The following is a 25,502-nucleotide window of genomic DNA, read 5'->3' as shown; positions in this document are numbered from 1 at the left end:
GCGCTGGAGCGTGTGGGCGGCGGGCTTTGGTGGCTCGCAGTCCACCAGCGGCAACGCGCTCGTCGGCTCGAACGACACCACGAGCCGCATCGCCGGCACGGCGGTCGGCGCCGACTATCTGTTCTCGCCGAACACGCTCGCGGGCTTTGCGCTCGCCGGCGGCGGCACGAGTTTTGGCGTCAACGGCATGGGCAGCGGCCGGTCGGACCTCTTCCAGGCCGGCGCCTACATCCGCCACACCGACGGCCCGGCCTATGTCACCGGCGCCCTCGCTTACGGCTGGCAGGACATCACCACCAACCGCACGGTGAGCATCGTCGGCCTCGACCAGTTGCGCGCGGAGTTCAATGCCAATGCGTATTCGGGACGCGTGGAAGGCGGCTATCGCTTCGTTGCGCCGGTCATCGGCGGCGTCGGCATCACGCCCTATGCGGCCGGACAGTTCACGACCTTCGATCTGCCGGCCTATGCCGAGAGCGTGGTCTCCGGCACGTCGAATTTTGTACTCAACTACGCGGCCAAGAGCGTCACTGACGCCCGCAGCGAATTGGGCATCCGCACCGACAAGTCGTTTGCGATGTTCAATGGCGAGCTGACGCTGCGCAGCCGCCTCGCCTGGGCTTATGATTTCAACCCGGACCGCTCCATCGGCGCCACCTTCCAGGCGCTCCCCGGCGCCAGCTTCGTCGTGAACGGCGCCGCGCAAGCGCACGACTCCGCTCTGACCACGGCCTCGGTCGAAATGAAGTGGAGAACCGGCTGGTCCGCCATCGCAACATTTGAAGGCGAGTTCTCGAACGTCACCTCGAGCTACGCCGGCAAGGGCGTGGTGCGATACGCGTGGTGAGGCGGAGTGGGCGCGCTCGGTCCCTGTCGCGGATTGTCCGACGATGACATTTTGGTGGTGATTTGCCCGACGTGTCAACTGATATTTCGGAAAATTCGTAAGAGCTCAAGCCGGCCGACCTACTTTGCATGGGGTTGTTTTGCGGCTTTTTTGTCGGGCGGGGCGGCTTTTTTGTCGGGCGGGCCGGCTTGCTTGTCGGCCTCACGGGACCGTGTTAGCACCCGCGAAACCATACGGGCGGACCTGTAACGCCCCATCTGCCGCGCGGTTGCCCGACATGCCCGATTTCCACGGCGTCTTCCCCTACCTCGTTTCGCCTGTCGATGCGGACGGCACGGTGCGTACCGGCGTCCTTACCCGGGTCTGTGACGACCTGATCGGCGCCGGCGTGCATGGGCTGACGCCGCTCGGCTCGACCGGCGAATTCGCCTACCTCAACGCCGCACAGCGCGCGAGAATCGTGCAGACCACGATCGAGGCCGCGAAGGGCCGTGTGCCCGTGGTGGCCGGCGTTGCCTCGACCTCGACCGTCGATGCGGTCGCGCAGGCGAGGGCGTACCAGAAGCTCGGCGCCGACGGCATTCTGGCGATTCTGGAAGCGTACTTCCCGCTCGCTGAGGCCCAGGTCGAATCCTATTTCCGCAGCATCGCGGATGCCGTGGACATTCCCGTCGTCATCTACACCAATCCGCAATTCCAGCGTTCTGACCTGACGCTCGACGTCATCGCGCGCCTCGCCGAGCATCCGCGCATCGGCTACATCAAGGATGCCTCGACCAACACCGGCCGGCTGCTCTCGATCATGAACCGCTGCGGCGACAAGATCCGCGTGTTCTCGGCATCCGCACATATTCCGGCCGCAGTGATGCTGATCGGCGGCCTTGGCTGGATGGCGGGTCCGGCCTGCATCATCCCGCGCCAGAGCGTCGCTCTCTACGATCTCTGCAAGGAGGGGCGCTGGGATGCGGCCATGGCGCTGCAGCGCAAGCTGTGGCGCATCAACGAAGCCTTCGCCCGCTTCAACCTCGCCGCCTGCATCAAGGCAGGGCTGGCGATCCAGGGCTACGACGTCGGCGATCCCATCCCGCCACAGGCCGCACTGACGGCCGAGCAACGCAAGGTCGTCGAGGCGGCGTTGCGCGATCTTTCATAGTTGTCATTCCGGGGCGCCCGAAGGGCGAACCCGGAATCCCGCACCACGACCTCCAGACTCCGGGTTCGCTCCCTTCGGGAGCGCCCCCGCAATGACGGCCGGGTGGCATGACGGAATCGTTGATGTCCCGCCCAAAACCGCGGCTGGTCTGCCCCGGATCGATCCGCTAAAAGACGGCCGCACTTCGAGGCCTAGAGGACAAGCGGAATGAACATTCTTCCCGGCAATTTGCGTTTCGGGGCCGGCAAGCCCGTCAAGCGGTTGGAAGACCAGAGGCTACTCACCGGGAAGGGACAGTTCATCGACGACAAGCCGGAGGATGGCGCGCTGTGGCTTTATGTGCTGCGCTCGCCGCATGCGCATGCGAAGATCGTATCGATCGACACCAGCGCGGCTGCGACGATGCCTGGGGTTGCCGCGATCTACACGGGCGCCGATCTGATCCAGGACAATATCGGCGAGATTCCCACGCTTAACATCTTCAAGCGTCCCGACGGCAAGCCGATGACGGTGCCTCCACGCCGGCTGCTCGCCCATGAGGTCGTGCGCTATGCCGGCGAGGCCGTTGCGGCCGTGGTCGCCACCTCGCGCGTCATGGCGCAGAGCGCGGCCGAAGCCATCGTGGTCGACTATGACGTGCAGCCTGCGGTCGTCGATCCCGTCGAGGCGGTGAAGCCAGGTGTGCCCGTGGTGTGGCCGGAGGCGCCCGATAACATCGTCGGCGCGATTGCCTATGGCGATGCTGCCAAGGTCGACGAAGCCTTCGCGAAAGCCGCCCATGTCGTCGAGCTCGATCTCGTCAGCCAGCGGCTCGTGCCATCCGCGATGGAGCCGCGCTCGACCATCGCCGAGATCGAGAAGAAATCCGGCCGGCTTCTCCTGCATGTGCAGTCGCAGACGCCGGCATCGACCCGCGACGTGCTCGCCGGTGCGGTGCTGAAGCGGCCGATCGAGAGCGTGCGCGTGCTGGTCGGCGACATCGGCGGTGGCTTTGGCCAGAAAACCAACCTCTATCCGGAGGACGGCATCGTCGCCTATGCCGCGACCAAGCTGAACAAAAAGATCCGCTGGCGCGGCGATCGAACCGACGAGTTCGTCGGCGGCACCCATGGCCGCGATCTCACCTCGACCGCATCCTTCGCGCTGGACGAGAAGGGCAAGGTGCTGGCCTATCGCGTCAAGTCGATCGGCTGCACCGGCGCGTACTCCTCCGGCACGGGCAACATCATCCCGCTGGTGCTCGGTCCCTTCGTGCAGACCGGCGTCTACGATCTGCCGCTGGTGCATTTCGAGATCAAGACGGTGATGACCCACACCGCACCCGTCGGCGCCTATCGCGGCGCGGGCCGCCCCGAGGCGGTGTTCATCGTCGAGCGCCTGTTCGACGCCGCTGCGCGAAAAATCGGCATGGACCCGCGCGCGATCCGCAAAGCGAATTACATCAAGCCGGCGCAGCTGCCCTATACGAATGCCGCCGGACAGGTCTACGATTCCGGCGCCTTCGCACACATGCTCGACCGCGCCGCGAAGCTCGCGGACTGGGATGGCTTTGCTGCGCGCAAGCGCGCTGCGAAGAAGAAGGGGCTGCTCTACGGCCGCGGGCTGACCTCCTACATCGAATGGACTGGCGGCCGCGCGCACACCGAGAAGGTCAGCCTGCACGCGACCTCGCAGGGCCGCGTCATTCTGCATTCCGGCACCATGGCGATGGGGCAGGGACTGCAGACCACCTACACCCAGATGATCTCCGATACGCTCGGCATTCCCCTCGACAAGATCGACGTGGTGCAGGGCGACACAGATCTTGCGACCGGCTTCGGCAGTGTCGGTTCGCGCTCGCTGTTCGTCGGCGGTACGGCGGTGGCGGTCTCCTCGAACGACCTGATCCAGAAGGCGCGCGAGAAGGCGTCGAACGTGCTGGAGACGTCGGTCGAGGACATCGAGTATCAGGGCGGCATGCTCACCGTGGTCGGCACCGACCGCCGCATCAGCCTGTTCGAGATCGCGGAGAAGGAGAGCGGCGCAAAGCTCAGCGTCGATTCCGAAGGGGAGGTGGACGGTCCGAGCTGGCCGAACGGCACGCATGTCTGCGAGGTCGAGATCGATCCGGAAACCGGCGTGTCCCGCGTCGTGCGCTACACCACGGTCGATGACGTCGGCGTTGCCGTCAACCCGATGCTGGTCAGCGGCCAGATCCATGGCGGCGTCGCGCAAGGCATCGGACAGGCGCTCTATGAAGGCGTTGCCTATGATGCCGAAGGCCAGCTCCTCACCGCGAGCTACCAGGATTACTGCATCCCGCGCGCCGACGACGTGCCGCCGATCGAGGTGACGCTCGACGACTCCGCGCCCTGCCGCACCAACCCGCTCGGCGCCAAGGGCTGCGGCGAATCCGGCGCGATCGGTGGCCCGCCCTGCGTGACCAACGGCGTGATGGACGCGCTCGCCGAACTCGGTATCACCCAGCTCAATACGCCGCTGACCCCGCAGAAGATCTGGCAGGCGATCCGGGAGGCGAAGGCGGGTTAGGAGGAAGTCTGCGCCGTTGCTTCACCAGCCCGTAGCCCGGATGGAGCGCAGCGAAATCCGTGATCGCCCGTGATCGCTTTCCCCGGATTGCGCTGCGCTCCATCCGGGCTACGGCTCTGACTGATTGGTGATCCGGCCACCTCCGTCGGCATGTCCTCCGCGCGCGCAATCTGATATCTAGGCTCCCGATTCCACCGGGAGAAATTTCATGCGCAAGATCCTGACCGTGCTGGCGGCGTTCGCCTGCCTCAGCCTGACCAATTGCGGCTACAACGCGATCCAGAGCCAGGACGAGCAGATCAAGTCCAACTGGTCCGAGGTGGTGAACCAGTATCAGCGCCGCGCCGATCTCGTGCCCAATCTCGTCAATTCGGTGAAGGGCTTTGCCCAGCAGGAGAAGGATGTTCTGCTTGGGGTCACCAATGCGCGCGCCAAGGTCGGCAGCATCCAGGCAACGCCTGAGGTGCTCAACGATCCCGCCGCGTTCCAGAAGTTCCAGGCGGCCCAGGGCGAGCTCTCCAGCGCGCTGTCGCGCCTCCTCGTCGTCACTGAAAACTATCCGCAGCTCAAATCGGATGCATTGTTCAGAGACCTGATGTCCCAGCTCGAGGGTACCGAGAACCGCATCACGGTGGCGCGCAACCGCTACATCAAGTCGGTGCAGGACTATAACGTCACCATCCGCTCGTTCCCGACCAACCTCACTGCGATGATGTTCAGCTACAAGGCGAAGCCGAATTTCAGCGTGGAGAACGAGAAGGAAATCTCGACCGCGCCGAAGGTCGATTTCAACCCGGCGCCTGCGCCGTCGAAATAAGCCCGTTGGCTCTCCGATGCGCGCCCCACCCACCGCTGCCATTCCCCGCGAAAGCGGGGAATCCAGTACGCCGCGGTCTTTCTGCAGACTCATTGGCTTCTCTGGAATACTGGATCGTCCGCCTTCGCGAACGATGACATCGAGATTGTCGTGGCTAGCGGCGATCCTTCTCGTGTTCGTGTTCACGTCGGCCCTCGCCGACGTCGCCGTGCCACAGCTCACGGGGCGTGTCGTCGACCTGACTGGCACGCTGTCGAGCGGCGATGTCGCATCGCTGAGCTCGCGCTTGCAGGACTACGAGAACCGCAAAGGCAGCCAGATCGCAGTCCTGATCGTGCCGACCACGCAGCCGGAGACGATCGAGCAGTACTCGATCCGCGTCGCGGATGCCTGGAAGGTCGGCCGCAAGAAGATCGATGACGGCGCGATCCTGCTCGTTGCCAAGAACGACCGGCACCTGCGCATCGAGGTCGGCTACGGGCTCGAAGGCGCGCTCACCGACGTGACCTCGCGGCGGATCATCGACGAGGTCATCACCCCAAAATTCAGAAGCGGCGACTTTGCCGGCGGCATCTCCGATGGCGTCGATCGCATGATGCGCGTGATCGACGGCGAGCCGTTGCCTGCGCCGGCGCGCAGCACGAACTTTACCAGCGACTCGGAAGGTTTTGTGCCTGCGGTTTTCTTCGTCCTGTTTGCCTCGATGTTTGTCGGCAACATTCTGCACGCGATGCTAGGCCGATTGCTTGGCTCGGTCGTAACAGGCGGCGTGTTTGCGGCGGCGGTCTGGTTCATGGCCAGCTCTGTGGCCCTCGCGATCGGCGCCGGTGCCATCGCCTTCATCCTGGCGTTCATCGCCGATCTCGCTCCGACATCCGGTTCGGGGAGGCGCTACTCGCGCGGCGGCTCGTGGTCGAGTGGTTCCTGGTCGAGCGGCTCCTCGGGCGGCGGCTGGAGCAGCGGCTCTTCGAGCGACAGCGGCGGATTCAGCGGCGGTGGCGGCAGCTTTGGTGGCGGCGGCGCCTCGGGGAGCTGGTAGGCCATGAGCATCAAGCGCATCACCAGACATCTCGTTCAGCACCATTGGCGCGCCAAGCAGGTGTTCACGCCACAAGTGCTCGATCGCATCGAGCAGGCGATCAAGACAAGCGAGACCACCCATTCCGGTCAGGTCCGCTTCGTCGTCGAAGGGGCGCTTGATGGCAGGCCGCTGTTCCGCAATCAGCCGGCGCGCGCGCGCGCGCTCGATGTTTTTTCCCATCTGAGGATCTGGGACACCGCGCACAACAACGGCGTCCTGATCTATCTCCTGCTCGCCGATCGCGACGTCGAGATCGTTGCTGACCGCGGCATCGATGCCAAGGTCGGCGCTGCGGGCTGGGAAAAGATCTGCCGTGAGATGGAAGCCGATTTTCGCGCCGGCCGGTTCGAGCATGGCGTGGTCAAGGGCATCGAAGCGGTATCACGCGAACTCGCAAAACACTTCCCGCCGCATGGCCCGCATCCCAACGAGTTGCCGGACAAGCCGGTGGTGATGTAGCACTCCGTCATTCCGGGGCGTCGCGAAGCGACGGACTCTCCCCGAGGTCGTCCTGGCGAAGGCCAGGACCCATTACCCCAGGGTTTGGTTAGGCGGGCGGAACTGGCCGGGGAGTTCTATCGATAGATCACGTGGTATGGGTCCTGGCGTTCGCCAGGACGACATTATGAATGCATGGTGCTTCGCGAGCCCCTCTAATCGTCCAGCTTGTTCAGATCCCGCACCGACTGCATGATCGGCTCGAAGTTCGAGCGCGCGTCCAGCGCGTCGAACAGTTGCGAGGTGTCCTCCAGCAGCGCGTGTGAACGCGCAATCGCGATGCGGACGTCGTCCTGCGGAGTGTCGGAGAGGCGGCCGTGGCCTGACAGCAAAATCTTCGTGTTCAAGCCCTTGATGCGCTCGAGCGACTGGATGTAGTCGGCGATGCTGCCGGAGCCGAACACGCCGCCCATCACCCCGCCAGGCATCAGGGTGTCGGCGGCGAACAACAGGCCCTTGTCCTGGTCGAACAGCGTGATGCAGGCCGAGGTATGGCCCGGCGTGTACATCACGTTGAGGCGGAAATTGCCGAGGTCGATCAGATTGCCTTCCTCGAGCCAGATGTCGATGTTGATCGGCACGTTCGGCTCGTTGAACATCTTTCGCAGCATCGAGAAATCGTCGCGCAGCATGATCTTGTTGGCGGCCAGCCGATGCGCGGCGACATAGGTGCGGCGCTCGTTGAAGTGCCAGGCCGCCCCAATATGGTCGAGATGCTCGTGGCTCAGCACCACCATGTCGATCTTCTCGGGCGGGCATTCGACGAAGTTCAGGCACTCGACCAGTGCCGGATAGTTCGTGGAGAGCCCGACGTCGATCAGAATGGTGCGCGCCGAGCCGCGCACCAGATGAGCGTTGGCGGCGCGATTATTGAAGCGGATCTGGTAGACGTCGTCCGCTGCCTGGATCAGCGAACAGGTATCGTTCTTCATCAGGATCGGAAACGCAGACGGCTTGCGATCGCTCATGGCTGCGCCGCTCGGTAGGTGACTGCGTTGGACGCGCGCAGACGCTTTGAGAGCGCGTCCATCACCATCAGCGCAAACGCTGGCTGCTGGCTGACGAGGTAGACGAAGCGGGCGTGGTTGATTTTCATCACCCTGGTGTTCGGCGCGGCCGCGATCGCGGTCGCCGAACGCGCCGAGCCGTCGATCACGGCCATCTCGCCGAAGAACTCGCCCTTGCCGAGCTTGACGATGGTAGTCCGGGCTCCGCCGCTGAGCTTGGCGATCTCAACCTGGCCGTCGAGCACGACGAACAATTCGCGACCCGTCGAGCCCTCCTCGAAGATGACGTCATCAACGCCAAACTCGTTGATGCACTTCTCAATCGCCATGACACCCCCTTGCGCCATGTGGCTGATGGGACGGTTAAGGCCATGTTAACCGGGGAATTTCGTCAGGCAAACAAGACCTTCGCCCGGTGTCGAGGGCCGTCCCGTCGGTACCGAACGCAATTTTGCGCTTGGCCTGCCACGCCGGTTCCATGATCCCGGCCCAATTCGGCCCCGGATGAGTTCCTAAAATTTCGGTAAGCGGGTCCAAGGGTAAGGATTTCGCAAGCAATGAAAGTTACCAAAAGGTCAACCTTGACTGGAGTATTTGAGCCGTGAGCGAAACAATGCCCGAACAGGCCGCTGAACCGCAGCCCGCCGAGGTTTCGTCGGAGGCTAGCTTGGAGACGCGCGCCGACGTCCCGTCGATCGCGCCCGACCATGAGGCGCCGGGGCCGGATGCCCCGCTGCCGGACGCCCCCAAGGCCGAGGCGCCGAAGGTTGAACCGCCCAGGCTGGTTGTGCCCAAGCTCGACGCGTCCAATCCGGAAGAGCCCAAGCCGGACGTAGAGCCCAAGCTGCACGAACCCAAGCTGCAGGAACCCGAGCCGCACGAATCCAAGGCTGAGTTGAAGCCCGGCAAGCTGATCGTCATGGCGCCCTCAGACCGCGCCTGGGATCGCGCGGAGCCCGAGGTCAAGCCGGAGGCGAGGGATACGGGCGGCAAGCGCCGGTTCTCGGCGATGGCTGCCGTCGTGGCGCTTGCAGCCGTTGTCGGCGCGATCAGCGGCGCGCTCGCGACCGCCGGCGTCATGCACTTCGCTGCGAACCAGGCTGCTGCGCCGGCGCCGGTTGCCGACACCAGCGCGCTGGAAGCCTCGGTCGCGCGGATCGATGCCGACGTCGTCGCGCTCAAGACGGGCCTCGATCATACCTCGAAGTCCGCGACCGGCCAGTTCAACAAGACCAGCGACCGCCTCGACAAGCTCGAGAAAGCGCAAGCCGAGCCTGCCGCCAGGCTCGCAAAACTGTCCGAGGCCGTAGAAAAGCTGCGCTCGGCGCAGGCTCCTGCGCCAGCGCAGACCGCCGCTACGAAGGAGACCACGGGTTCGATCGCCCCGGCTCAGGTCGCCGCCGCGACGCCAGCACCGGCGCCGGCCACGCCGCCACAAACCCTCTCGGCACAGGCGGCCGCGCTGGCCGCGACACAACCGAAGCCCGAAATCGGCCGGCTGCCGACGGTCGAGGGCTGGCACCTGCGCGACATCGCCAATGGCGGCGCGCTGATCGAGGGCCGCTCGGGCCTCTATGAGGTCTATGCCGGCGACCCCGTGCCGGGTCTCGGCCGGGTCGATGCGATCCGCCGCCAGGATGGCCGCTGGGTCGTCGTCACCAGCAAGGGCCTGATCGTCGCGCGCTGAGCCGCGCGATTCCGAACTTGAGGAAAGGCGCTTCACCGCGATGTGAAGCGCCTTTTTGCTTGAATAGGCCGATCGCGGCGGTGTTAGTGGAGGCATGAGCCATCGCTGCTTGCGAATTCTCGTTACCCTCCTCGTGCTGTGTGGCGGCGCGCTGCCGCTGCCGGCCGCGGAGAACGCAGGCCTGGAGCGCGGCGCGGCGATCACCGATCCGCAGCAACTCGGCAAGCTCGATCAGCACGATGTACTGACGATCTCGCGCCTGTTGTGGCCGGATCGGAACGCCAATTTCCCGCTCACATCGGACATGCTGTTCGCATCGTTGCCGCAGCTTGCGCAGATCCGCCCCGCGATCGACGCGGAGTTCGATCGCTACATCGCGCGGCGCAAGGCGGAGGCGCCTGATGAGACCATCGGCGTCGGCGAAGGTTTTGACGTTCAACTGTTCGACCGCAGCAATCTCAATTCCCGCGATACGCGCTTCGTGCTGGCGGGCATCGTCAACCGCATGGATCGCGCTTACGTGTCGGAGGCCTCCTGCGGCGAGATCCGGCTGATCTACCGTCTTGCCCGGTTCGAGACGAATCCGGATGGCGGCAAGACCGCATCGCGCCTGCCGATGACGTTCAACCTGGTGCTGAAGGCGCGGGACGATCGGCAGGCCGTGCCGAGCGGAAAGCAACTCGCTTGCGCGGAGATCGCGCGGCGCTGGCTCGCCAACGACCATCCGCTCAAGCTCATCGAGCAGCTTCCGTTTCCCTACGATGCGCTAGTCGATCGCATCGAGACCAACATCCAGATCGCGGTGATGCCGAAATCGGCGAGCCACGAGTTCCGTACCGACTATCTCCTGAAGGTGTTCAAATACAATCACGACACCAGGCTGTTCGAGGAGTCGACGCTGGAGAACCAGATCGATCGCGATCGCATCCTCAGCGATGACACGCTCAAGCGCGACTTCCGGGACTGGCTGCTTGCCCCCGAGCATTTTGGCGAGTTCGATCGCGGCACGGTGTTGATCCCGGAAAAATACCTCGCAAAAGCCGCGATCGCGCCGACGCCGGCGGGCCTCGACACATCGGCGCTGCAGCCGGAATTCGGCCTGATGCAGGGCGAGGGCAAAGGCGATGGCGTTTTTACCGACGGCGACGTGGTCGGCGCGCTGAAGGCTGCCGCCGAGCGTGGCATCGGCTTGCAGAACGTCCGCTCGGTGGCGGGATTCCAGCGCCGGCTCAACGACATCACCTGCGCCGGCTGCCACCAGACCCGCGGCATCGGTGGCTTCCATTTCCCGGGCGTCGACTGGCTCGCGGACAAGCCGTCGACCATCGTGCCGGCCTCGCCGCATTTCTTCGGCGACCAGGTCCGCCGCCGCGATATCCTGACCGCATTCGCCGAGGGCCGGCGCCCCGACTTCTCGCGCGGCTTCGCCAGCCGGCCGCAGCTTCGCGGTAGCACCGAACTTGCGGGAACCGAGTATCAGGACGGTTGGGGCGCCCATTGTTATTTGCAGCCGACGGGATCGGCCGGCATCGACAAGAGTTTTACGTCATGGACCTGTGGTAAAGGTCTGACCTGTCAGGCCGCTGCGACTTCGACCCGCATCGGCATGTGCTTTGTGAAGACGCGCTAGCCAAAACGACATTTGGATGACCGATGACGGACAGCAGCGAAGCCAACAAGGAGCGCAATCGCCAGATCGCGCGTAACGAGGAAGCCAAGCAGATCACCGGCAGCATCCGGGTCAGCACCTGGGCGATCGTGGTCGCCGTCGTAATCGGCGCAGTGGTGTTCGCACTGATCTGGATTGCGGCGCGCTCGTAATCTCTTTCAGTTAGGGCGCGTAATGCGTCAGCCGCTTCCCGGGCAGCAGATCGTACGCCGATCGCCAGCCGGGCAATGCGGCCATGCGGCCGAGCCAGGCATGGATGGCGGGATGGCTTTCTCCGAAATCGTAGCCGTGCTCGTCGCTCGGATAGTGCAGATAGGCCATCATCGAGATATCGGCGACCGTCGGCTTGGCGCCGATCGCGAAGGCATTGTGCTGGAGATGTCCGTCGAGGATGCCGAGGAAATCGTCGAGCCGTCGGCGGAAATGTTTCAGCACCTGCGGGTCGCCATTCGGCGTGAAGGTCCGCATGAAGCGGTAGGTCGCCATGTAGCCGGTGAGCTTGTGGTTGTCCCAGAACAGCCAGCGCAGCAGTTCGAATTTCTCCGCGGCCGTTGCGCCGCCGAAGCGGTCATATTGCTCGGATAGTTTCAGCAGGATCGGCGCGGTCTGCGTCATCTTCACGCCGTCGATCTCGAGCACGGGGATCTCGCCCATCTCGTTGATCGTTTGCCGCCACTCCGCCGTCCGTGTGACGCCGCCGGCAAAGTCGGTCCACACCGGCTCGAAGTCCTCACCGCACAGTGTGAGCATCAGCGCCAGCTTGTAGCTGTTGCCGGATTCCGGGAAGTAGTGCAGGCGATAGCTGGGCATGGGACCTCACGATGTGATTTGTTGAAGCGAGTTACCTCCCCAACGTCGTCCTGGACAAGCGGAGCGCAGATCCGGGACCCATAACCACCGGGAGGAGTTTGGCGAAGGCTAGTGGCCACCACCGTGTGCCACACATCCGCCTGTGGTTACGGGTCCCGGGCTCGCGCCATGCGCGCCCCCGGGACGACAAGCGGAGTATGCGGCGCGCCGCGCCCCTTACGCCACCGCCCCCGATGCGCGCAGCGTCTTGATCGTCGCCTCGTCGTATCCGGCCTCGCGCAAGATCGCGTCACTGTGCTCACCGACTGCGGGCGGCTTGCGCGGCTGCACCTTTCTCGTGCCGTCGATCCAGATCGGGCTGTTGATCGTCAGCATGGTGTCGTTCTCGAACGGCACCAGCACTTCGTTGTCGAGCATCTGCTGGTCGTTCGGGATGTCGTCGAGAATTCCGACGACACCGAATACCAGCCCGTTGCCGTCGAGGATATTGCGCCATTCGGCGAGATCCTTGGTGGCGAATACCTCGTCGAAGATTTTGATCAGCTCGACCGAGCGCGCATGGCGGTCCGGCTTGGTGGCAAAGCGCGGGTCGGCGACCAGATCCTCGCGATCCATGCAGCGCGCGAGCGTCGGCCACTGCCGATCCTCGTTCAGCAGCGACAGGATGATCCAGCGGCCATCCTTGCACTGATAGTGGTTGGTCACCGCGTTCAGCGCGCGCTCGCGCGGCCGCCGCTCGCCGAACTTGGCGCCGCAGAGTTTCGCCTGCGCCAGCACGCTCGCGGCCCACACGCCGTTCGCCATCAGATTGGAGGCGACATGCGCGCCCTTGCCGGTCTTCTCGCGCTGATAGAGCGCAGTGACGATCGCGCTGTAGAGCGCCATGGCGCAGGGATGATCGCCCATGCCGGCGACCGAGCGCGCCGGCGTGGTGTGAATGTCGGCGCGGACGAGATCCATCAGGCCGGAGCGCGCCCAATAGGCGTTGCTGTCGAAGCCGGGCTTGTTGGCCTCCTCGCCCTTCTCGCCGTAACCGGTGAAGGAGGCGTAGATCAGCCGCTCGTTCAGGTGCGCGAGATGGTCATAGGTGATGCCGAGCTTTGAGCGCACCTGCGGCGGCATGTTGGTGATGAAGACGTCGCTCTCGGCGACCAGTCTGTAGAGCACGGCCTGCGCGTCAGGCTTGGTGAGGTCGAGGGCGAGGCTCTTCTTGTTGCGCGCCTCCAGCAGCCAGGCGAAATTGTGCTCGCTCGCTGGATAGCCCGGCAGGTTCGGCAAATTGCGGTAAGGATCGCCCATGCCGGGCGGCTCGATCTTGATGACATCGGCGCCGAAATCCGACAGCACGGTCGCGGCAGCGGGCGCCGCGATGAAGCTGGCGCAATCCAAAACCTTCAGGCCGTCGAAAATGCCCTTCTGCATCGTGCCGCCGCTCCCGCTCTTGTCGTTTCCCGCGCGCTGGAATTCGCGCGCGCTGATCTGCCGATCATTTGACCGATGTTTTGGCGGGATGCAACGCCGCAGGCAGCGGCTACTCCTCCCCCGCGAGCAGGGCAGCGTTGCCGCCGGCTGCGGCGGTGTTGACGGTGACGGTCTGCTCGGTGGCAAAGCGTGCCAGATAATGCGGGCCGCCGGCCTTGGGGCCGGTTCCGGAGAGGCCATTGCCGCCGAACGGCTGCACGCCGACCACGGCGCCGATCATGTTGCGGTTGACGTAGACATTCCCGACCGACAGCCGTTCGACGATGGCATCGACGGTGTCGTCGATGCGGGAGTGGACACCGAGCGTGAGCCCATAGCCGGTGCGCTCGATCGCGGCCAGCACCCGCTCCAGGTTTTCGGCGCGGTAGCGCACGACATGCAGGACGGGACCGAACACCTCCTCGGTGAGCTGTCCGCTATCGGCGAGCTCGAAAATATGCGGCGCCACGAAGCAGCCCTCGGGCGCGCTGCCTGCAAAATGCAGCCGCGCCTCGGTCTTCATCCGGGCAATGTGCGCGTCGAGCCGCTGCTTGGCCTCGCGGTCGATCACCGGGCCGATATGGGTCGCAACGTCACCGGGGTTGCCGATCTTCAACTCGCGCGCGGCGCCTGCGATCATCTCGATCATGCGGTCGGCGACGTCCTCCTGCACGAACAAGAGCCGCAGCGCCGAGCAGCGCTGGCCGGCGGAACGAAACGCAGAAGTGACGACATCGTCGGCGACCTGTTCGGGCAGCGCGGTCGCATCCGCGATCATGGCATTGATGCCGCCGGTCTCCGCGATCAGCGGCACGATCGGGCCATCCTTGGCCGCGAGCGTCCGGTTGATGGATCTTGCGACCTCGGTCGAGCCGGTGAACACGACGCCTGCGATGTCGGGATGTGCGGTCAGTGCGGCGCCGATCCGGCCATCGCCGGTGACGAGCTGCAGCGCATGTGCGGGAACTCCGGCCTCATGCAGCATCAGCACGGCCTCGCGTGCAATCCGCGGCGTCTGCTCGGCGGGCTTTGCCACCACGCTGTTGCCGGCCATCAGCGCCGCCGTCACCTGGCCGAGGAAGATCGCGAGCGGAAAATTCCACGGCGAGATCGCGACGAACACGCCGCGGCCGCGCAAGGCCAGCACATTGCTCTCGCCGGTCGGACCCGGCATCGCCTCGCCGCTGCCGAACAGCTTTCGGCCCTGCGCGGCGTAGTAGCGGCAGAAATCGGCGGCTTCGCGCAGCTCCGAGAGCGCATCGTCGAGCGTCTTGCCGCCCTCGCGCTGGAGCAGCGCGATGAGGTGGGGTGCCCGCTGCTCGAGGAGATGTGCGGCCTGCTCCAGCGCTGCCGCGCGGGTGCCAGCGGACGTCTGGCTCCAGGCCGCAAACCCCGCACGCGCTGCTGTGACCGCTGCGTTCGCCTGCTCCGGTGTGGAGTCGTCGATAGGCTTGAGATCGGTTGGCTCGGCTGCGATGTCGGCCAGCAGGCGATCGAGCGCGGCCCGCTCGCCGAACTCGACACCACCTGAATTGCGCCGCTCCGGCGCGAACAGTTCGCGCGGCAGCGGGATCTTCGGGTGATGCGCCGCTTGCGGCTTGGCGATGATGTCAGCGGGGCGTTGCAGCAGGGCGGTCATCGCCACGCGATAGTCGGCGGCCAGCGCCACGAAGGAGGAGTTGGCGCCGTTCTCCAGCAGCCGGCGCACCAGATAAGCGAGCAGGTCGCGATGGCTGCCGACCGGCGCATAGGTGCGGCATGAGAGTCTTGGGTGATCCTGTGCGAGCTGCTCGTAGAGCGCCTCGCCCATGCCGTGCAGCCGCTGGAACTCGAAGCCGCCGCTATCGCCGGCAAGCTCCAGCACGGTCGCGACGGTCAGCGCGTTGTGGGTCGCAAATTGCGGGAAGATGCGCGGCCGCAACGCGAGCAGCCTCGAGGCGCAGGCGACGTAGTTGAGGTCCGTCATCGCCTTGCGGGTGAAGACCGGATAGCCGTCGAGTCCGCGCTCCTGCGCGCGCTTGATCTCGGTGTCCCAATAGGCGCCCTTGACCAGCCGCACCATCAGCTTGCGATCGTGCGCGCGGGCGAGGCCGTCGACATAGTCGATCACGGCGACCGCGCGCTTCTGGTAGGCCTGGATCGCGAGGCCAAAGCCGTCCCAGCCGGCGAGCGAGGGATCGGCGATCGTCGCGGCGATCACGTCGAGCGACAGCTCCAGCCGGTCGGCTTCCTCGGCATCGACCGTGAAGTTGAGGTCATAGGCCTTGGCGCGCTGGGCGAGCTCCAGGAGCAGCGGCACCAACTCCTTCATCACGCGATCGCGGCTGATCGCCTCGAAGCGCGGATGCAGCGCCGAGAGTTTGACGGAAATGCCGGGACGGTCGGGCAGGGGACGCTCACCCGCTGCCTTGCCGATGGTCCGAATCGCACTCGCGTAAGCGTCGAAATAGCGCTGGGCGTCAGAAGCGGTGCGCGCCCCTTCGCCGAGCATGTCGAAGGAGTAGCGCGGCTGCTCGCCCGAGCGGGGCCGGGCGCGCTCCAGCGCCTGCTCGATGGTCTCGCCCAGCACGAAATGGTTGCCCATCAGCCGCATCGCCTGCCGCGTCGCTGCTCGCACGGCGGGAGCGCCCAGCCGCTTCACCAGCCGGCCGATGGTGCCGTCCGGCGTCTCGCCGGGCTGGATCACCCGTGCCGACAGGCCGAGCGCCCAGGCCGAGGCGTTGACCAGGAAGGCGCTGGATTTCGTTTCGTGGTGGACGAAATCGCCCTCGCCGAGCTTGTCCTCGATGAATTGGTCGGCGGTGCGGGCGTCGGGCACGCGGAGCAGGGCTTCGGCCAGCACCATCAGCGCCAGCCCCTCCTTGGTCGAGAGCGCGAACTCGCGCAGCATGTCCTCGACCCCGCCAAGCCGGTCGTCGCGCTTGCGGACCGCCTCGATCAGCCGCGTGGCGGTGCGGTCGATCCGCGCCTCCTGCGGAGGGGACAGATGCGCGCTGCGCAACAGCGGGGCAGCAATCTCGGCATCATCGGGCGCGTAGTCCGCGCTGAAGGGGGAGGAAATGTTTGGCATGGCGTGTCCTGTGTCGGGTTCAAACTTAATCCGCACATCGCCGTAGTTCGATAGACAAGATAGCGATATTGCCTTAGATAATGAAGCACAATGGCAAAAATTCCGTAGAAAATATGGATCTAGATAAAATCGACCGGAGAATCCTCTCAATTTTGCAGGAGGATGGGCGTATAGCCAATGTTGAGCTCGCCGAGCGCATCGGCCTGTCGCCGACCTCGATCGGCGAGCGGCTGAAGCGGCTTCAGCGCGAAGGTTTCGTCGAAGGCTACGGCGCGCGGCTCAATCCGCACCGTCTGGGGCTCGGCCTTCTGGTGTTCGTCGAGGTGCTGCTCGACAAGACCACGCCGGACAATTTCGAGCGGTTCGCGCGCGCGGTGAAGCTCGCGCCCGAAGTGCTCGAGTGTCACATGGTTGCCGGTGGCTTCGACTATCTCGTAAAAGCGCGCCTTCCCGACATGGCCGCGTATCGGCGCTTTCTCGGCGAGACCTTGCTGTCGATGCCGGGCGTGCGCGAGACGCGCACCTATGCGGTGATGGAGGAGATCAAGCGCGACGCACCTTTGCCGGTCGGCTGAAACGTGCCGTCGCGATTGTCATGGAGGCCGCGCCGATCAGGGTCTTTGCGCGCAAAAAAGGCTTACCCTTCGCGCAATCGCAACGCTTGTCGTCGAATGCACTTGACCGTCTTCTAAATTTTTTTGGCCCGTGCTCCCGGATCCGATCCGGGAGGCGGCTAAATGCCGGAGGGCTTATACCTTGAGGTTTTCTGCGGACGTTTTGCCCCGGTTTGCGATCTCTTCATACTCCACCGTCTGACCCTCGTTCAGGGTGGACAGACCGGCTTTCTGCACTGCCGAGATATGCACGAACACATCCTTGCCTCCCGACGCAGGCTGGATGAACCCATAACCCTTCGTCGGGTTGAACCACTTGACCGTACCTTTGGGCATCACGTCTTCTCCGCGGGACTTTCCTCCACAAGCACGAGCCGCCAGTCCCCGCAAACCGGCCGGCTCGGTCGAAGCAGGATACACCGGAATGTTACGGGGTTGGTAGCTCAAACCATGCCGGTTTCTTGCGGAAATTCGCTCAACTTCGCGGCGTTTTTACCACTTTTGCCCGTTTCGCGGTCATTTGGCGGGCCTGCGGTGGGCAGCCCCTCAATAGGTCGCGGCGAGATAGTCGACGATCTTGCCGACATCGGCATCGTCGATCGGCGCGCCATAGACCTTGATCATCTTGGTTACCTCGGCCTGCCAGAAGGCTTTCCTGTCCTTCATCGGTGGCTGGGTATTGATGTAGTCGGCCGAATGGCAGGCCGTGCAGTTGTTCCTGACCACGTCGAGATTGGGGCCAGGCTTGAAGGCGGCGACCTCGTCCGGATTCTGGTAACCGATGGGGGCGGCGCTGACGGCGCCAATGCCGGCCCCGAGAGCGAGCGTGAGGAGAATGGTGCGCTTCATCGTCATATTCTCCTTCAGGCGACCGTGATACGGACGGTTTCGACGACGTTGCGTAAATAGCCGGCCGGGTTCCAGCGTGGCGTGTCTGGCTGGGTTTCGCCGCCATTGCTGGTCGCGCGCACCTTCAGTTCGACCGCGCCGGCCGCGAGTTTCACCGGCAGCTTCCATTCGCGGAAGGAGTATTTGCCGAGATCCTTGCCGAGCTTGGCCTGGGTCCAGTTTTTCCCGCCGTCGATCGAAACTGACACCTCCTTGATGCCCGTGCCGCCGTCGAAGGCGATGCCGCGCAGCGTCGTGCGGCCAGCCTTCAGCTTGGCACCGTCGGCGACGCTGGTGATGAAGGAGCGGATGGTGAAGCGGTTGATCGGGATCGTCGCCTTCGGCGCGGTTCCCGGCTCGACGCAATTGCAGGCCGTGTCGGGGATGCGATAGGCCGACTTCATCCAGAAGCCGTCGTAGACATTGTCGATGACGGTGATCTCGTTGAGGTGCTTGACCCAGTAGGTGCCGTAGTAGCCGGGCACGATGAGGCGCAGCGGGAAGCCGTTGAGGAACGGCAGGTCCTCGCCGTTCATGCCATAGGCCAGCATGACCTCGCCGTCGGTTGCGTGATCAAGGTCGAGCGCCTTGACGAAGTCGGGCGTCCTGTCGCTGACCGGGCCGTCCATGCCGTTGAAGGTGACCTGCTTGGCGCCCGCCTGCACGCCAGCCATCTCGAGCACGGCCTTCAGCGGCACGCCGCGCCAGCGCGCATTGCCCATCGCACCATTGGCAAGCTGACCGCCGGCAACGCGCGGATCGGAGAAGCCGCGGCTGTTGCCAGAGCACTGGTTGACGGCGACGATCTCGGTCGCCTTCATCTTGCGGATGTCGTTGAGTGACAGCCTGAGCGGCTTGTCGACCTTGCCCTTGACCTCAAGCGTGAACTTGTCGGGATCGAGATTGTAGGGCAGGTCGGAGAGGTGATAGCGGACGAAGAACGCGTTGTTCGGCGTGAGCGGGCCGTCGTTGAAGATCGCGAACGGTGTCTCGAGCTGCGGAGGCCGGCTGGTCAGGCCGATCAGCGGTCGCTTCTGCGGAAATTTCACCAGCGGCCGCTCGCCATTGGCGAAGGGCAGTGTCACGGTATCCAGTGCCAGCGCCTTGGTCGAGCTCAGTGTGGCCGCCACAGCAGTAAGTCCCGCTCCCTTGAGCAGGTCGCGTCTGTCGATCATTGTCTCCCTCCGGAGCATTTCAGTTGAGTCGCGGTCATCACCGCCGACCTCGCGATCATCTGTCGCATGGGCGGGCACGAAGTCAATTCGTGCTTTCGCAGCGTGACCATGACGCTGCATCGCAGCACGAGCGCGTGTTGTCAGGCGGCGGCGCGTTCGTCGCGATCGATCAGGCCGGACAATTGCCTGGCATCGGCGATGACGCGCACGGTCATCGGCTCGTCGCGGCCGCGGATCGCGACCTCCTGCTGCGGCAGCGCGTCCTCGGCAAGGCCTGCGGTGTGGCGAACCTCGTCGGAGGCGATGGCTTCGCAGGCGAGCGTCTTGGTCATGTCCTGCAAGCGCGCCGCGACGTTGACGGCATCGCCGAGCGCGGTGAACACGACGTGATCGCGATAGCCGATGTCGCCGATGATCACCTCGCCGCCGTGAATGCCGATGCCGAAGCGGATCGGCTGGCGCAGGTCATGGCTCAGGAGCTCGTTGAGCTCGTCGACATGGCTGGCGATGCTGCCTGCCGCGCGCAGCGCCTGGCGGCATGCGGTTTGCGGATTGGCGGACAGGCCAAACAGCGCGAGCATGCCGTCGCCGACGAACTGGTTGGGCTGGCCGCCGTTCTCGATCACCGCCTGCGAGACCGCTCCCAAGAAACGGTTGACGATGAAGACGGTGTCGAACGGCAGCCGCTTCTCGGCGAGCTGGGTCGAGCCGCGCATGTCGACGAACAGGCTGACGAGATAGCGCTCCTGACCGATCCGCGCCGGCCCTGAACCTTCAGTGCTCGCCGTGGTGTGCGGCGTGAACAATTGGAAGAAGGAAAGATCGCAGGTCGGCCGCAGCTGGCAGGCGAGGCGAATGGAAGGATCGGTGGTGCCGACGCGCGCAAGCACGAAGGCTTCGCGCTGCGAGGGCTCGGGAAGGATGCCATGATCGCCGATCACGCGGATGCGACAGGTCGAGCAGCGCGTGCGGCCGCCGCAAACGCTGGCATGCGGCACGTTGTGGCGCAGGCTTGCCTCGAGCACGCTGAGGCCCTTCGGCACGCGCACCGTCTTGCCGTTGCCGTAGGACAGCGCGATCATGCCGCCGCGCCGCTCGCGCAGGCCCCGCACGCCGCGTGCGAGCAGCACGATGCCGAGCAGGCCGAGATAGCCGAACGTCAGCCCGCCGGTCATGCGGTTGAGCGTGCGGTCCTGCGCGACGGTGCCGACCTGGCGCTGGGTCAGATTGGCCGCGCGCCAGTCCGCATCGTCGCTGTCGGCGGCGACGCTGCGTCCGCCCTGGTAGATGCCGAGCATTGCCAGCGTCGGGATCAGCACGGCCGCGGAGAGCAGCCAGGGCGCGGCGCGCTGGAAGAACGGCTTCATGCGCAGCCAGAAATAGAGCCCGATGCAGCCATGGATCCAGGCGACGACGAGCAGGATCGTCATCTGCCACAGCCGGGTGGAGGACGCGACGAAGAACAGATAGAGCTCCTGCGGATAGAGCTTCTCATGTCCATACAGCGTGTGGGCGAGCCGCACGCCGATCAGATGCGCCATCACCAGTGCCGGGATGCTGAGACCCAGCACGAGCTGGAGCGGCTCGACCGTCTTCCAGCGGAACTGCCGGCGCTGATAGAGCGCGAAGACGCCGAGCCCGGCATGCACCAGTGCCGCGGTGTAGAACAGGATCGCTACCGGGAGGAACTGCCAGAACAGGACGTGGTAGTAGACGCCCGCCTGCATGGCCTCGACCGAGATATTGCCAAGCGCATGGTTGAGGAAATGGCTGACCACATAGGCAAACAGGATGACGCCGCAGACGAGCCGCACCTGTCGAATGCCGGTGCCGCGGAACAGTTCGGAAAATCGTGCGAGAGCGGTTGCCATGATTCGGTTTGTATCAGCTCATCATGTAGATCAGCTATCGTAGAGTTTAATTCCAGCCGAAAACAGCTTGCCTGATCACGTGCGCGGCATGGGGCAGCGTATCTCCACTCTCGTCCCGAATTCCGCCGTCGTCCCGGGGCGCGCATAGCGCGAGCCCGGGACCCATAGCCACAGGGAGCAGTTTGGCGGAGACTCGTAACCACCATCTCGCGCCACAACCGCTCCCTGTGGCTATGGGTCCCGGATCTGCGCTCCGCTTCGCTGCGCTTGTCCGGGACGACGCAGAAACCAAAGGCAACATCCCCCGCATTGACTCACCCTCCCAAGTCGGGGAAAAGCCGCCCGTGACGATCGCCCCCGACAAGACAGCCGAGCCCAACGACGCCGCGCGCCGGCACCTGATCATTGCCGTACTCGTGATCGCGGCGATGACGGCTTTGCGCATCGTCTATGCCTCGATGCTCGAGCTGCGCACCGACGAGGCCTATTACTGGACCTGGTCCAAGGAGGGCGCGCTCAGCTTTCTCGACCATCCCGCGGGCATTGCCTGGCTGATCCGCTTCGGCACCGCGATCTTCGGCGACACCCAGCTCGGCGTCCGCTTCGGCGGCATCGTGGCGATGTTCGTCACGCAGTGTCTGCTCGCCGATATCGTGCGCCGTGTCTCCCACGACGCGCGCGCGATCGTGTTCGCGCTGTTGATGCCGGAGGCGGCGCTCTACTACGGGCTGCTGATGTCCAAGGTCGCGCCCGATGTCGCGATGATCCCCGTCGCAGTCGCGATGTTCTGGTCCCTGGTGCGGCTGACCCAGTCTGGCGATGGCCGCTGGTGGCTCGCCGCGGGATTTTTCGCCGGCCTCTCGCTGCTGTCCAAGTTCACCGCCATCATGTTCCTGCCTGCAGTGGTCGCCTTCGTGCTGGTGCCGGATTGGCGCTGGCGCTGGTTGCGCAGCCCCTATCCCTATCTCGCAGTGCTGATCGCGATCGCCGTGTTCTCGCCGGTCCTGATCTGGAACGCGCAGCACGACTGGGCCTCGTTCCGCTTCCAGGGCGTGCGCGCCACCGCGAATTACGGCGTCTCCTGGCGCACAATCGGCGATTACATCGGCCTGCAATTCGGGCTCGTCGGCTTTGTCATGCTGCCAGTGGTGCTGTCGGGCCTGACGCTGACCGCATGGCGTGGCTATCGCACGCGCGAGCCGGTCGCTATCCTGCTTTCGACCGCGGTGCTGGTGCCGTTCCTCTACTTCCTCTGGAAATCCCTCACTCTGCGGGTCGGTGACACCTGGCCGATGTTCATGTGGCCGGTCGGGTTCGCCGCTGCAGCCATCAATCTCGTGACGCTGCCGCGCGAGGGCTGGTCCGAGCGGGTGACGAGGTCGGCGACCTTCTGGGCCAACACTGCCGTCGCGACCGGCATCGCCTTCGTCATCATAGTGTTTCTCTACTACATGGTCGCGCCCTGGAATCTCCTCGGCAGGATCGATCCGATCGGCGCCGAAGCCGGCTATGATGAGGTCGCGACGCGTGCCGAAGCGCAACTCGACAAGACCGGTGCGACCTGGATTGCAACCACCGACTATCGCACCTACGCCATGCTGCGCTGGCTGTTTCGCGGCCGCGTGCCCGTCATCGAGATCAACGAGCGCGGCCGCTTCCAGGATTTTCGCGATCCCGGCATCGACCGGATCCGCGGCCATGCCGGCCTCTATGTCGGACGCGAGCCCGACAATCATCTGCCGCTGTGGAATTCATTGACCGTCACGCGCGAGCCGCTCGAACAGGTCGACCGCCGCTGGCGCGGCCTCGTGATCGATACCTACGCGCTGGAAAAGCTTACCGGCTGGACGCCTGAGCTCTCTCCGCCAAAGGACTCGCCGCTGTTCCAGTGGCGTGTGCTGGCGGGGGATTTTTTCTCGCTCTCTCGGCTTGCGTAGTTAAAAAGGGGAGAGGGGGCAGCGTGCGCGTGGCGCGAAGCACTACTCCTCGTCCTCTTTCTTTCGCAACAGGTCCGTCGCGAGATCCGACAGCTTCGGCTGCGGCAGTGCTGCGAACGGCAACGGGCGCGTGACGTCGATGGCGGCGAGGCCGAGCCGCGCCGTCAATAGTCCGTTGAGCACGCCTTCGCCGAGGCGTTGCGACAGTTTTGCCGCGATGCCATGGCCGAGCATCTGCTGCACCAGGCTGTCGCTCGCGGCCATGCCGCCGGTGATGGCGAGATGGGCGATGACGTGACGCAAGAGCCGGATCATGCCGAGCGCACCGGGGCGGCCGCCATAGAGCCGCGCCAGCTGCCGGATCAGGCGAAGCGAAGCCACGAACACGAACAGCACGTCGATCAGCGCACGAGGGCTGACCGCGGTGACGATCGAAACCCGCTGCGCGGCCGATGATACCAGCCGCCGCGCTTCCGCATCCAGCGGAGTCATCAGTTCGCGCTCGGCGAGGCGGATCATGTCGGCGCCGTCGATGATCTCGCCAGCGTGGTTCTGCAGCGTCGCGCGGGCGCGTGCGAGCTGCGGGTTTTGATGCGCGATGCGCAGGAGATCCTGCACGATGACGCGGCTCTCGGCGCGGTCGTCGCTGGCGAGCACGCTTGTCGCACGCTGGTGCAGCTTCTCGATGGTCGCCAGCCGGGCAAGACCGAACGCCTCGCGTCCGATCACGACCGCGAGTGCCAGCGTGGTGATGAAGGCCAGCGCAAGGCCGACGATGCCCAGGCTCTCGCTCCGCGCAAAGAGATCCTCGATCAAATGGACCACGCCAAGTCCGACCCCGAGCAGCGTCAGCCCGGCAAGGCCGGACCAGAACAGCGTGCCCCAGGGGAAGCCGCGCCGCACCACGACCGGCGTCTCGACCGGCACGGGCAGCGCCAAGGGATCGGGCTCGGGCGTGATCTGGATCGCGGCGCGGCTGAGCCGCCCGGACTCATCGGCTTCAGTCACGACGACGCCGGGGTCATCCAGCCGGAACGTCGCGGGCCGCCGTTGCTGGTGTCGCTCGTTCATTCCAACCTGTCTCCGATCAGGAACTGCAAGGCACGGTCAAGGCGGATGTGAGGCAGCGCCGGCTCCTCAGCTCCCTCGCGCTCGAGCGTTGGCGGACGGAAGCGCAGGAAGCGGAAGTCGCTCGTTTCGGCAGCGGCAGTCGAAAGCCCGCGGAAGGACTCGGCGCCGTTGAACAGCGCTTCCGGGTCTGCAGGCAGATCGCCCGGAAAGGTCGCTACTTCCGTATTGCCGTCAAAAAGTTCGCCGCCGGCGCTTTCGCCGGCCGAGGGCGTGCCGAGAATGGACGGCAGTCTGTCGCGGCCGCGCGCAACCTGCGCCTCACGCGTCGCGCGGACGGCGGCGAGCGCCACCACGTCGATCTCGGCTCCAGTGCTTTCGGCACGCGCGACGGCGCGCGAGACCGCGCGCCGCAACACGGCCTCGAGGCGATCGTGACTGGAATGATGCAGGTGGTCGGCCTTGGTTGCCGCGAACAGGATGCGATCGATGCGCGGACGGAACAGGCTCGAGATGAAGGTGCTGCGTCCGATCCGGAAGCAATCCAGAATGCCGGCCAGCGCCGCTTCGAGGTCATGCAGTGCTTCAGGGCCGGAGTTGAACGCGGCGAGCGCATCGGCCAGCACGATCTGGCGGTCGAGCCGGGCAAAGTGGTCGCGGAAGAACGGGCGCACCACGACGTCCTTGTAGGCCTCGTAGCGGCGCACCATCATCGCCCAGAGCGATCCCTCCGGCGCCTGTCCCTCGGTGGGCACGTCGAGCGGCGCAAAGGTCAGCGCTGGCGAGCCGGCGAGACTGCCGGGCATCAGGAACCGGCCGGGCGGCAGCAGGCTCATGGCAAAGCGCTCGTCGCGGCAGGCGCGCAAATATTCGGTGAACAGCCTTGCCGAGGTCAGCGTCGCCTGCTCGTCCTCGGCCGCCTCGGGCTTGAGAGTGGCGAGATGCTCGTGCCAGGCGGCCGCCAGATGCGCACGCGGCGCCGCGCGTGACAGCGCAAGGCTCTCCACCGACCATTGCTCGTAGCTCTTTTGCAGCAGCGGCAGGTCGAGCAGCCATTCGCCGGGATAGTCGACGATATCCAGCGTCAGGTTGCGGTCCGCGCCGTTCTGGCGCTGGTAGTCGATGACGAGGCGGAGCTCGCTGATGTCGACGGTGGAGCTCGGCCAGCGCCGGTCCTCGGTCAGCGCGCGGAGATGGTTTTCGTAGTCGAAGCGCGGCACGGCATCGTCGGGTTGCGGCGCGAGTTTCGCACGTGCGATGCGGCCGGAGGCAAAGGCCTCGAACACCGGAAAGCGGCCGCCGCGCGTCAGCCCATGGATC

At 65.1% G+C, this 25,502-nt stretch carries 22 protein-coding genes; 11 read left to right on the top strand and 11 right to left on the bottom strand.

What is annotated here, in order from left to right; all coding sequences use genetic code 11:
- The 6 genes from SO156_RS42035 to SO156_RS42010 form a co-directional block, all read left to right on the top strand.
- Positions 1 to 847: autotransporter outer membrane beta-barrel domain-containing protein (locus SO156_RS42035; protein ID WP_498538911.1), on the top strand; the 847-nt coding region annotated here is incomplete at its 5' end.
- A 277-nt stretch (positions 848 to 1,124) separates the two neighbouring features.
- Positions 1,125 to 2,000, top strand: a complete 876-nt coding sequence (locus SO156_RS42030) for a dihydrodipicolinate synthase family protein (protein WP_498538910.1) — start codon at positions 1,125 to 1,127, stop codon at positions 1,998 to 2,000.
- A gap of 207 nt (positions 2,001 to 2,207) precedes the next feature.
- Entirely contained in the window at positions 2,208 to 4,529 is a 2,322-nt protein-coding gene (locus SO156_RS42025; protein WP_498538909.1) for a xanthine dehydrogenase family protein molybdopterin-binding subunit, read from the top strand.
- A 208-nt stretch (positions 4,530 to 4,737) separates the two neighbouring features.
- Positions 4,738 to 5,346 (top strand): LemA family protein, encoded by a 609-nt coding sequence (locus tag SO156_RS42020; RefSeq protein WP_458149165.1) that lies wholly within the window; start codon positions 4,738 to 4,740, stop codon positions 5,344 to 5,346.
- 133 nt (positions 5,347 to 5,479) lie between these two features.
- On the top strand, positions 5,480 to 6,385 hold the full coding sequence (locus tag SO156_RS42015) for a TPM domain-containing protein (RefSeq protein ID WP_498538908.1): 906 nt from the start codon (positions 5,480 to 5,482) through the stop codon (positions 6,383 to 6,385).
- A gap of 3 nt (positions 6,386 to 6,388) precedes the next feature.
- On the top strand, positions 6,389 to 6,886 hold the full coding sequence (locus SO156_RS42010; RefSeq protein ID WP_458149163.1) for a TPM domain-containing protein: 498 nt from the start codon (positions 6,389 to 6,391) through the stop codon (positions 6,884 to 6,886).
- 194 nt (positions 6,887 to 7,080) lie between these two features.
- Here the strand turns inward: SO156_RS42010 and SO156_RS42005 are convergent, their stop codons facing one another.
- Positions 7,081 to 7,893, bottom strand: a complete 813-nt coding sequence (locus tag SO156_RS42005) for an MBL fold metallo-hydrolase (RefSeq protein ID WP_498538907.1) — start codon at positions 7,891 to 7,893, stop codon at positions 7,081 to 7,083.
- Positions 7,890 to 8,261, bottom strand: a complete 372-nt coding sequence (locus SO156_RS42000) for a Crp/Fnr family transcriptional regulator (protein ID WP_458149161.1) — start codon at positions 8,259 to 8,261, stop codon at positions 7,890 to 7,892. Before SO156_RS42000 ends, SO156_RS42005 begins: the two co-directional genes overlap by 4 nt.
- Before the next feature lie 284 nt (positions 8,262 to 8,545).
- Here SO156_RS42000 and SO156_RS41995 point away from each other — a divergent pair, with 284 nt between their 5' ends.
- From SO156_RS41995 to SO156_RS41985, 3 genes are all read left to right on the top strand, one after another.
- Entirely contained in the window at positions 8,546 to 9,619 is a 1,074-nt protein-coding gene (locus SO156_RS41995; RefSeq protein ID WP_498538913.1) for a hypothetical protein, read from the top strand.
- Between the two features lie 94 nt (positions 9,620 to 9,713).
- A complete protein-coding gene (locus SO156_RS41990; protein WP_498538906.1) occupies positions 9,714 to 11,249 on the top strand; it encodes a hypothetical protein in 1,536 nt (511 codons plus the stop codon).
- Positions 11,250 to 11,272: 23 nt separating this feature from the next.
- Positions 11,273 to 11,440 carry a hypothetical protein gene (locus SO156_RS41985; RefSeq protein ID WP_458149159.1) on the top strand — a complete coding sequence of 56 codons (168 nt, stop codon included), beginning with the start codon at positions 11,273 to 11,275 and terminating at the stop codon, positions 11,438 to 11,440.
- A 10-nt stretch (positions 11,441 to 11,450) separates the two neighbouring features.
- Here SO156_RS41985 and SO156_RS41980 read toward each other — a convergent pair whose 3' ends face one another.
- From SO156_RS41980 to putA, 3 genes are all read right to left on the bottom strand, one after another.
- A complete protein-coding gene (locus tag SO156_RS41980) occupies positions 11,451 to 12,098 on the bottom strand; it encodes a glutathione S-transferase family protein (protein ID WP_498538905.1) in 648 nt (215 codons plus the stop codon).
- 216 nt (positions 12,099 to 12,314) lie between these two features.
- A complete protein-coding gene (locus SO156_RS41975) occupies positions 12,315 to 13,520 on the bottom strand; it encodes a CaiB/BaiF CoA transferase family protein (RefSeq protein WP_458149157.1) in 1,206 nt (401 codons plus the stop codon).
- Positions 13,521 to 13,629: 109 nt separating this feature from the next.
- Complete coding sequence (gene putA / locus SO156_RS41970; RefSeq protein ID WP_498538904.1) at positions 13,630 to 16,629, bottom strand: bifunctional proline dehydrogenase/L-glutamate gamma-semialdehyde dehydrogenase PutA; 3,000 nt, start codon at positions 16,627 to 16,629, stop codon at positions 13,630 to 13,632.
- Positions 16,630 to 16,742: 113 nt separating this feature from the next.
- Here putA and SO156_RS41965 point away from each other — a divergent pair, with 113 nt between their 5' ends.
- A complete protein-coding gene (locus SO156_RS41965; RefSeq protein ID WP_283039853.1) occupies positions 16,743 to 17,204 on the top strand; it encodes an Lrp/AsnC ligand binding domain-containing protein in 462 nt (153 codons plus the stop codon).
- A 174-nt stretch (positions 17,205 to 17,378) separates the two neighbouring features.
- On the opposite strand, the gene SO156_RS41960 is transcribed toward SO156_RS41965, so the two are convergent.
- The 4 genes from SO156_RS41960 to SO156_RS41945 all read right to left on the bottom strand — a co-directional run bounded on the left by SO156_RS41960 (position 17,379) and on the right by SO156_RS41945 (position 21,177).
- Positions 17,379 to 17,579 carry a cold-shock protein gene (locus SO156_RS41960; protein ID WP_027527932.1) on the bottom strand — a complete coding sequence of 67 codons (201 nt, stop codon included), beginning with the start codon at positions 17,577 to 17,579 and terminating at the stop codon, positions 17,379 to 17,381.
- Positions 17,580 to 17,789: 210 nt separating this feature from the next.
- Positions 17,790 to 18,098 (bottom strand): SorB family sulfite dehydrogenase c-type cytochrome subunit, encoded by a 309-nt coding sequence (gene sorB, locus SO156_RS41955; protein WP_458149155.1) that lies wholly within the window; start codon positions 18,096 to 18,098, stop codon positions 17,790 to 17,792.
- Between the two features lie 8 nt (positions 18,099 to 18,106).
- Positions 18,107 to 19,306 carry a SorA family sulfite dehydrogenase catalytic subunit gene (gene sorA / locus SO156_RS41950; RefSeq protein ID WP_498538903.1) on the bottom strand — a complete coding sequence of 400 codons (1,200 nt, stop codon included), beginning with the start codon at positions 19,304 to 19,306 and terminating at the stop codon, positions 18,107 to 18,109.
- A gap of 140 nt (positions 19,307 to 19,446) precedes the next feature.
- On the bottom strand, positions 19,447 to 21,177 hold the full coding sequence (locus SO156_RS41945; RefSeq protein ID WP_498538902.1) for an adenylate/guanylate cyclase domain-containing protein: 1,731 nt from the start codon (positions 21,175 to 21,177) through the stop codon (positions 19,447 to 19,449).
- 428 nt (positions 21,178 to 21,605) lie between these two features.
- Between SO156_RS41945 and SO156_RS41940 the strand changes: the two genes are divergently transcribed.
- Entirely contained in the window at positions 21,606 to 23,114 is a 1,509-nt protein-coding gene (locus SO156_RS41940; RefSeq protein WP_498538912.1) for a glycosyltransferase family 39 protein, read from the top strand.
- Positions 23,115 to 23,156: 42 nt separating this feature from the next.
- Here the strand turns inward: SO156_RS41940 and SO156_RS41935 are convergent, their stop codons facing one another.
- Positions 23,157 to 24,185 carry a YcjF family protein gene (locus SO156_RS41935; RefSeq protein ID WP_458149152.1) on the bottom strand — a complete coding sequence of 343 codons (1,029 nt, stop codon included), beginning with the start codon at positions 24,183 to 24,185 and terminating at the stop codon, positions 23,157 to 23,159.
- The coding region (locus SO156_RS41930; RefSeq protein WP_498538901.1) for a YcjX family GTP-binding protein at positions 24,182 to 25,502 on the bottom strand (1,321 nt) is incomplete at its 5' end. The genes SO156_RS41930 and SO156_RS41935, both read right to left, overlap by 4 nt.

The sequence above is a fragment of the Bradyrhizobium sp. UFLA05-125 genome (assembly GCF_059803515.1).
The sequence above is the reverse complement of the archived record's forward strand: the minus strand, read 5'-3'. Positions and strand labels throughout refer to the sequence as shown.

Bases quoted from the DNA above. Each gene is read 5' to 3' on its own strand.
- SO156_RS42005 (WP_498538907.1), bottom strand. From the start codon at position 7,893: ATGAGCGATCGCAAGCCGTCTGCGTTTCCGATCCTGATGAAGAACGAT.
- putA (WP_498538904.1), bottom strand. From the start codon at position 16,629: ATGCCAAACATTTCCTCCCCCTTCAGCGCGGACTACGCGCCCGATGAT.
- SO156_RS42030 (WP_498538910.1), top strand. From the start codon at position 1,125: ATGCCCGATTTCCACGGCGTCTTCCCCTACCTCGTTTCGCCTGTCGAT.
- SO156_RS42025 (WP_498538909.1), top strand. From the start codon at position 2,208: ATGAACATTCTTCCCGGCAATTTGCGTTTCGGGGCCGGCAAGCCCGTC.
- sorB (WP_458149155.1), bottom strand. From the start codon at position 18,098: ATGACGATGAAGCGCACCATTCTCCTCACGCTCGCTCTCGGGGCCGGC.
- SO156_RS41940 (WP_498538912.1), top strand. From the start codon at position 21,606: ATGACGGCTTTGCGCATCGTCTATGCCTCGATGCTCGAGCTGCGCACC.
- SO156_RS41995 (WP_498538913.1), top strand. From the start codon at position 8,546: ATGCCCGAACAGGCCGCTGAACCGCAGCCCGCCGAGGTTTCGTCGGAG.
- SO156_RS41935 (WP_458149152.1), bottom strand. From the start codon at position 24,185: ATGAACGAGCGACACCAGCAACGGCGGCCCGCGACGTTCCGGCTGGAT.
- SO156_RS41985 (WP_458149159.1), top strand. From the start codon at position 11,273: ATGACGGACAGCAGCGAAGCCAACAAGGAGCGCAATCGCCAGATCGCG.
- SO156_RS41990 (WP_498538906.1), top strand. From the start codon at position 9,714: ATGAGCCATCGCTGCTTGCGAATTCTCGTTACCCTCCTCGTGCTGTGT.
- sorA (WP_498538903.1), bottom strand. From the start codon at position 19,306: ATGATCGACAGACGCGACCTGCTCAAGGGAGCGGGACTTACTGCTGTG.
- SO156_RS41965 (WP_283039853.1), top strand. From the start codon at position 16,743: ATGGATCTAGATAAAATCGACCGGAGAATCCTCTCAATTTTGCAGGAG.
- SO156_RS41975 (WP_458149157.1), bottom strand. From the start codon at position 13,520: ATGCAGAAGGGCATTTTCGACGGCCTGAAGGTTTTGGATTGCGCCAGC.
- SO156_RS42015 (WP_498538908.1), top strand. From the start codon at position 5,480: ATGACATCGAGATTGTCGTGGCTAGCGGCGATCCTTCTCGTGTTCGTG.
- SO156_RS41960 (WP_027527932.1), bottom strand. From the start codon at position 17,579: ATGCCCAAAGGTACGGTCAAGTGGTTCAACCCGACGAAGGGTTATGGG.
- SO156_RS41980 (WP_498538905.1), bottom strand. From the start codon at position 12,098: ATGCCCAGCTATCGCCTGCACTACTTCCCGGAATCCGGCAACAGCTAC.
- SO156_RS42010 (WP_458149163.1), top strand. From the start codon at position 6,389: ATGAGCATCAAGCGCATCACCAGACATCTCGTTCAGCACCATTGGCGC.
- SO156_RS41945 (WP_498538902.1), bottom strand. From the start codon at position 21,177: ATGGCAACCGCTCTCGCACGATTTTCCGAACTGTTCCGCGGCACCGGC.
- SO156_RS42000 (WP_458149161.1), bottom strand. From the start codon at position 8,261: ATGGCGATTGAGAAGTGCATCAACGAGTTTGGCGTTGATGACGTCATC.
- SO156_RS42020 (WP_458149165.1), top strand. From the start codon at position 4,738: ATGCGCAAGATCCTGACCGTGCTGGCGGCGTTCGCCTGCCTCAGCCTG.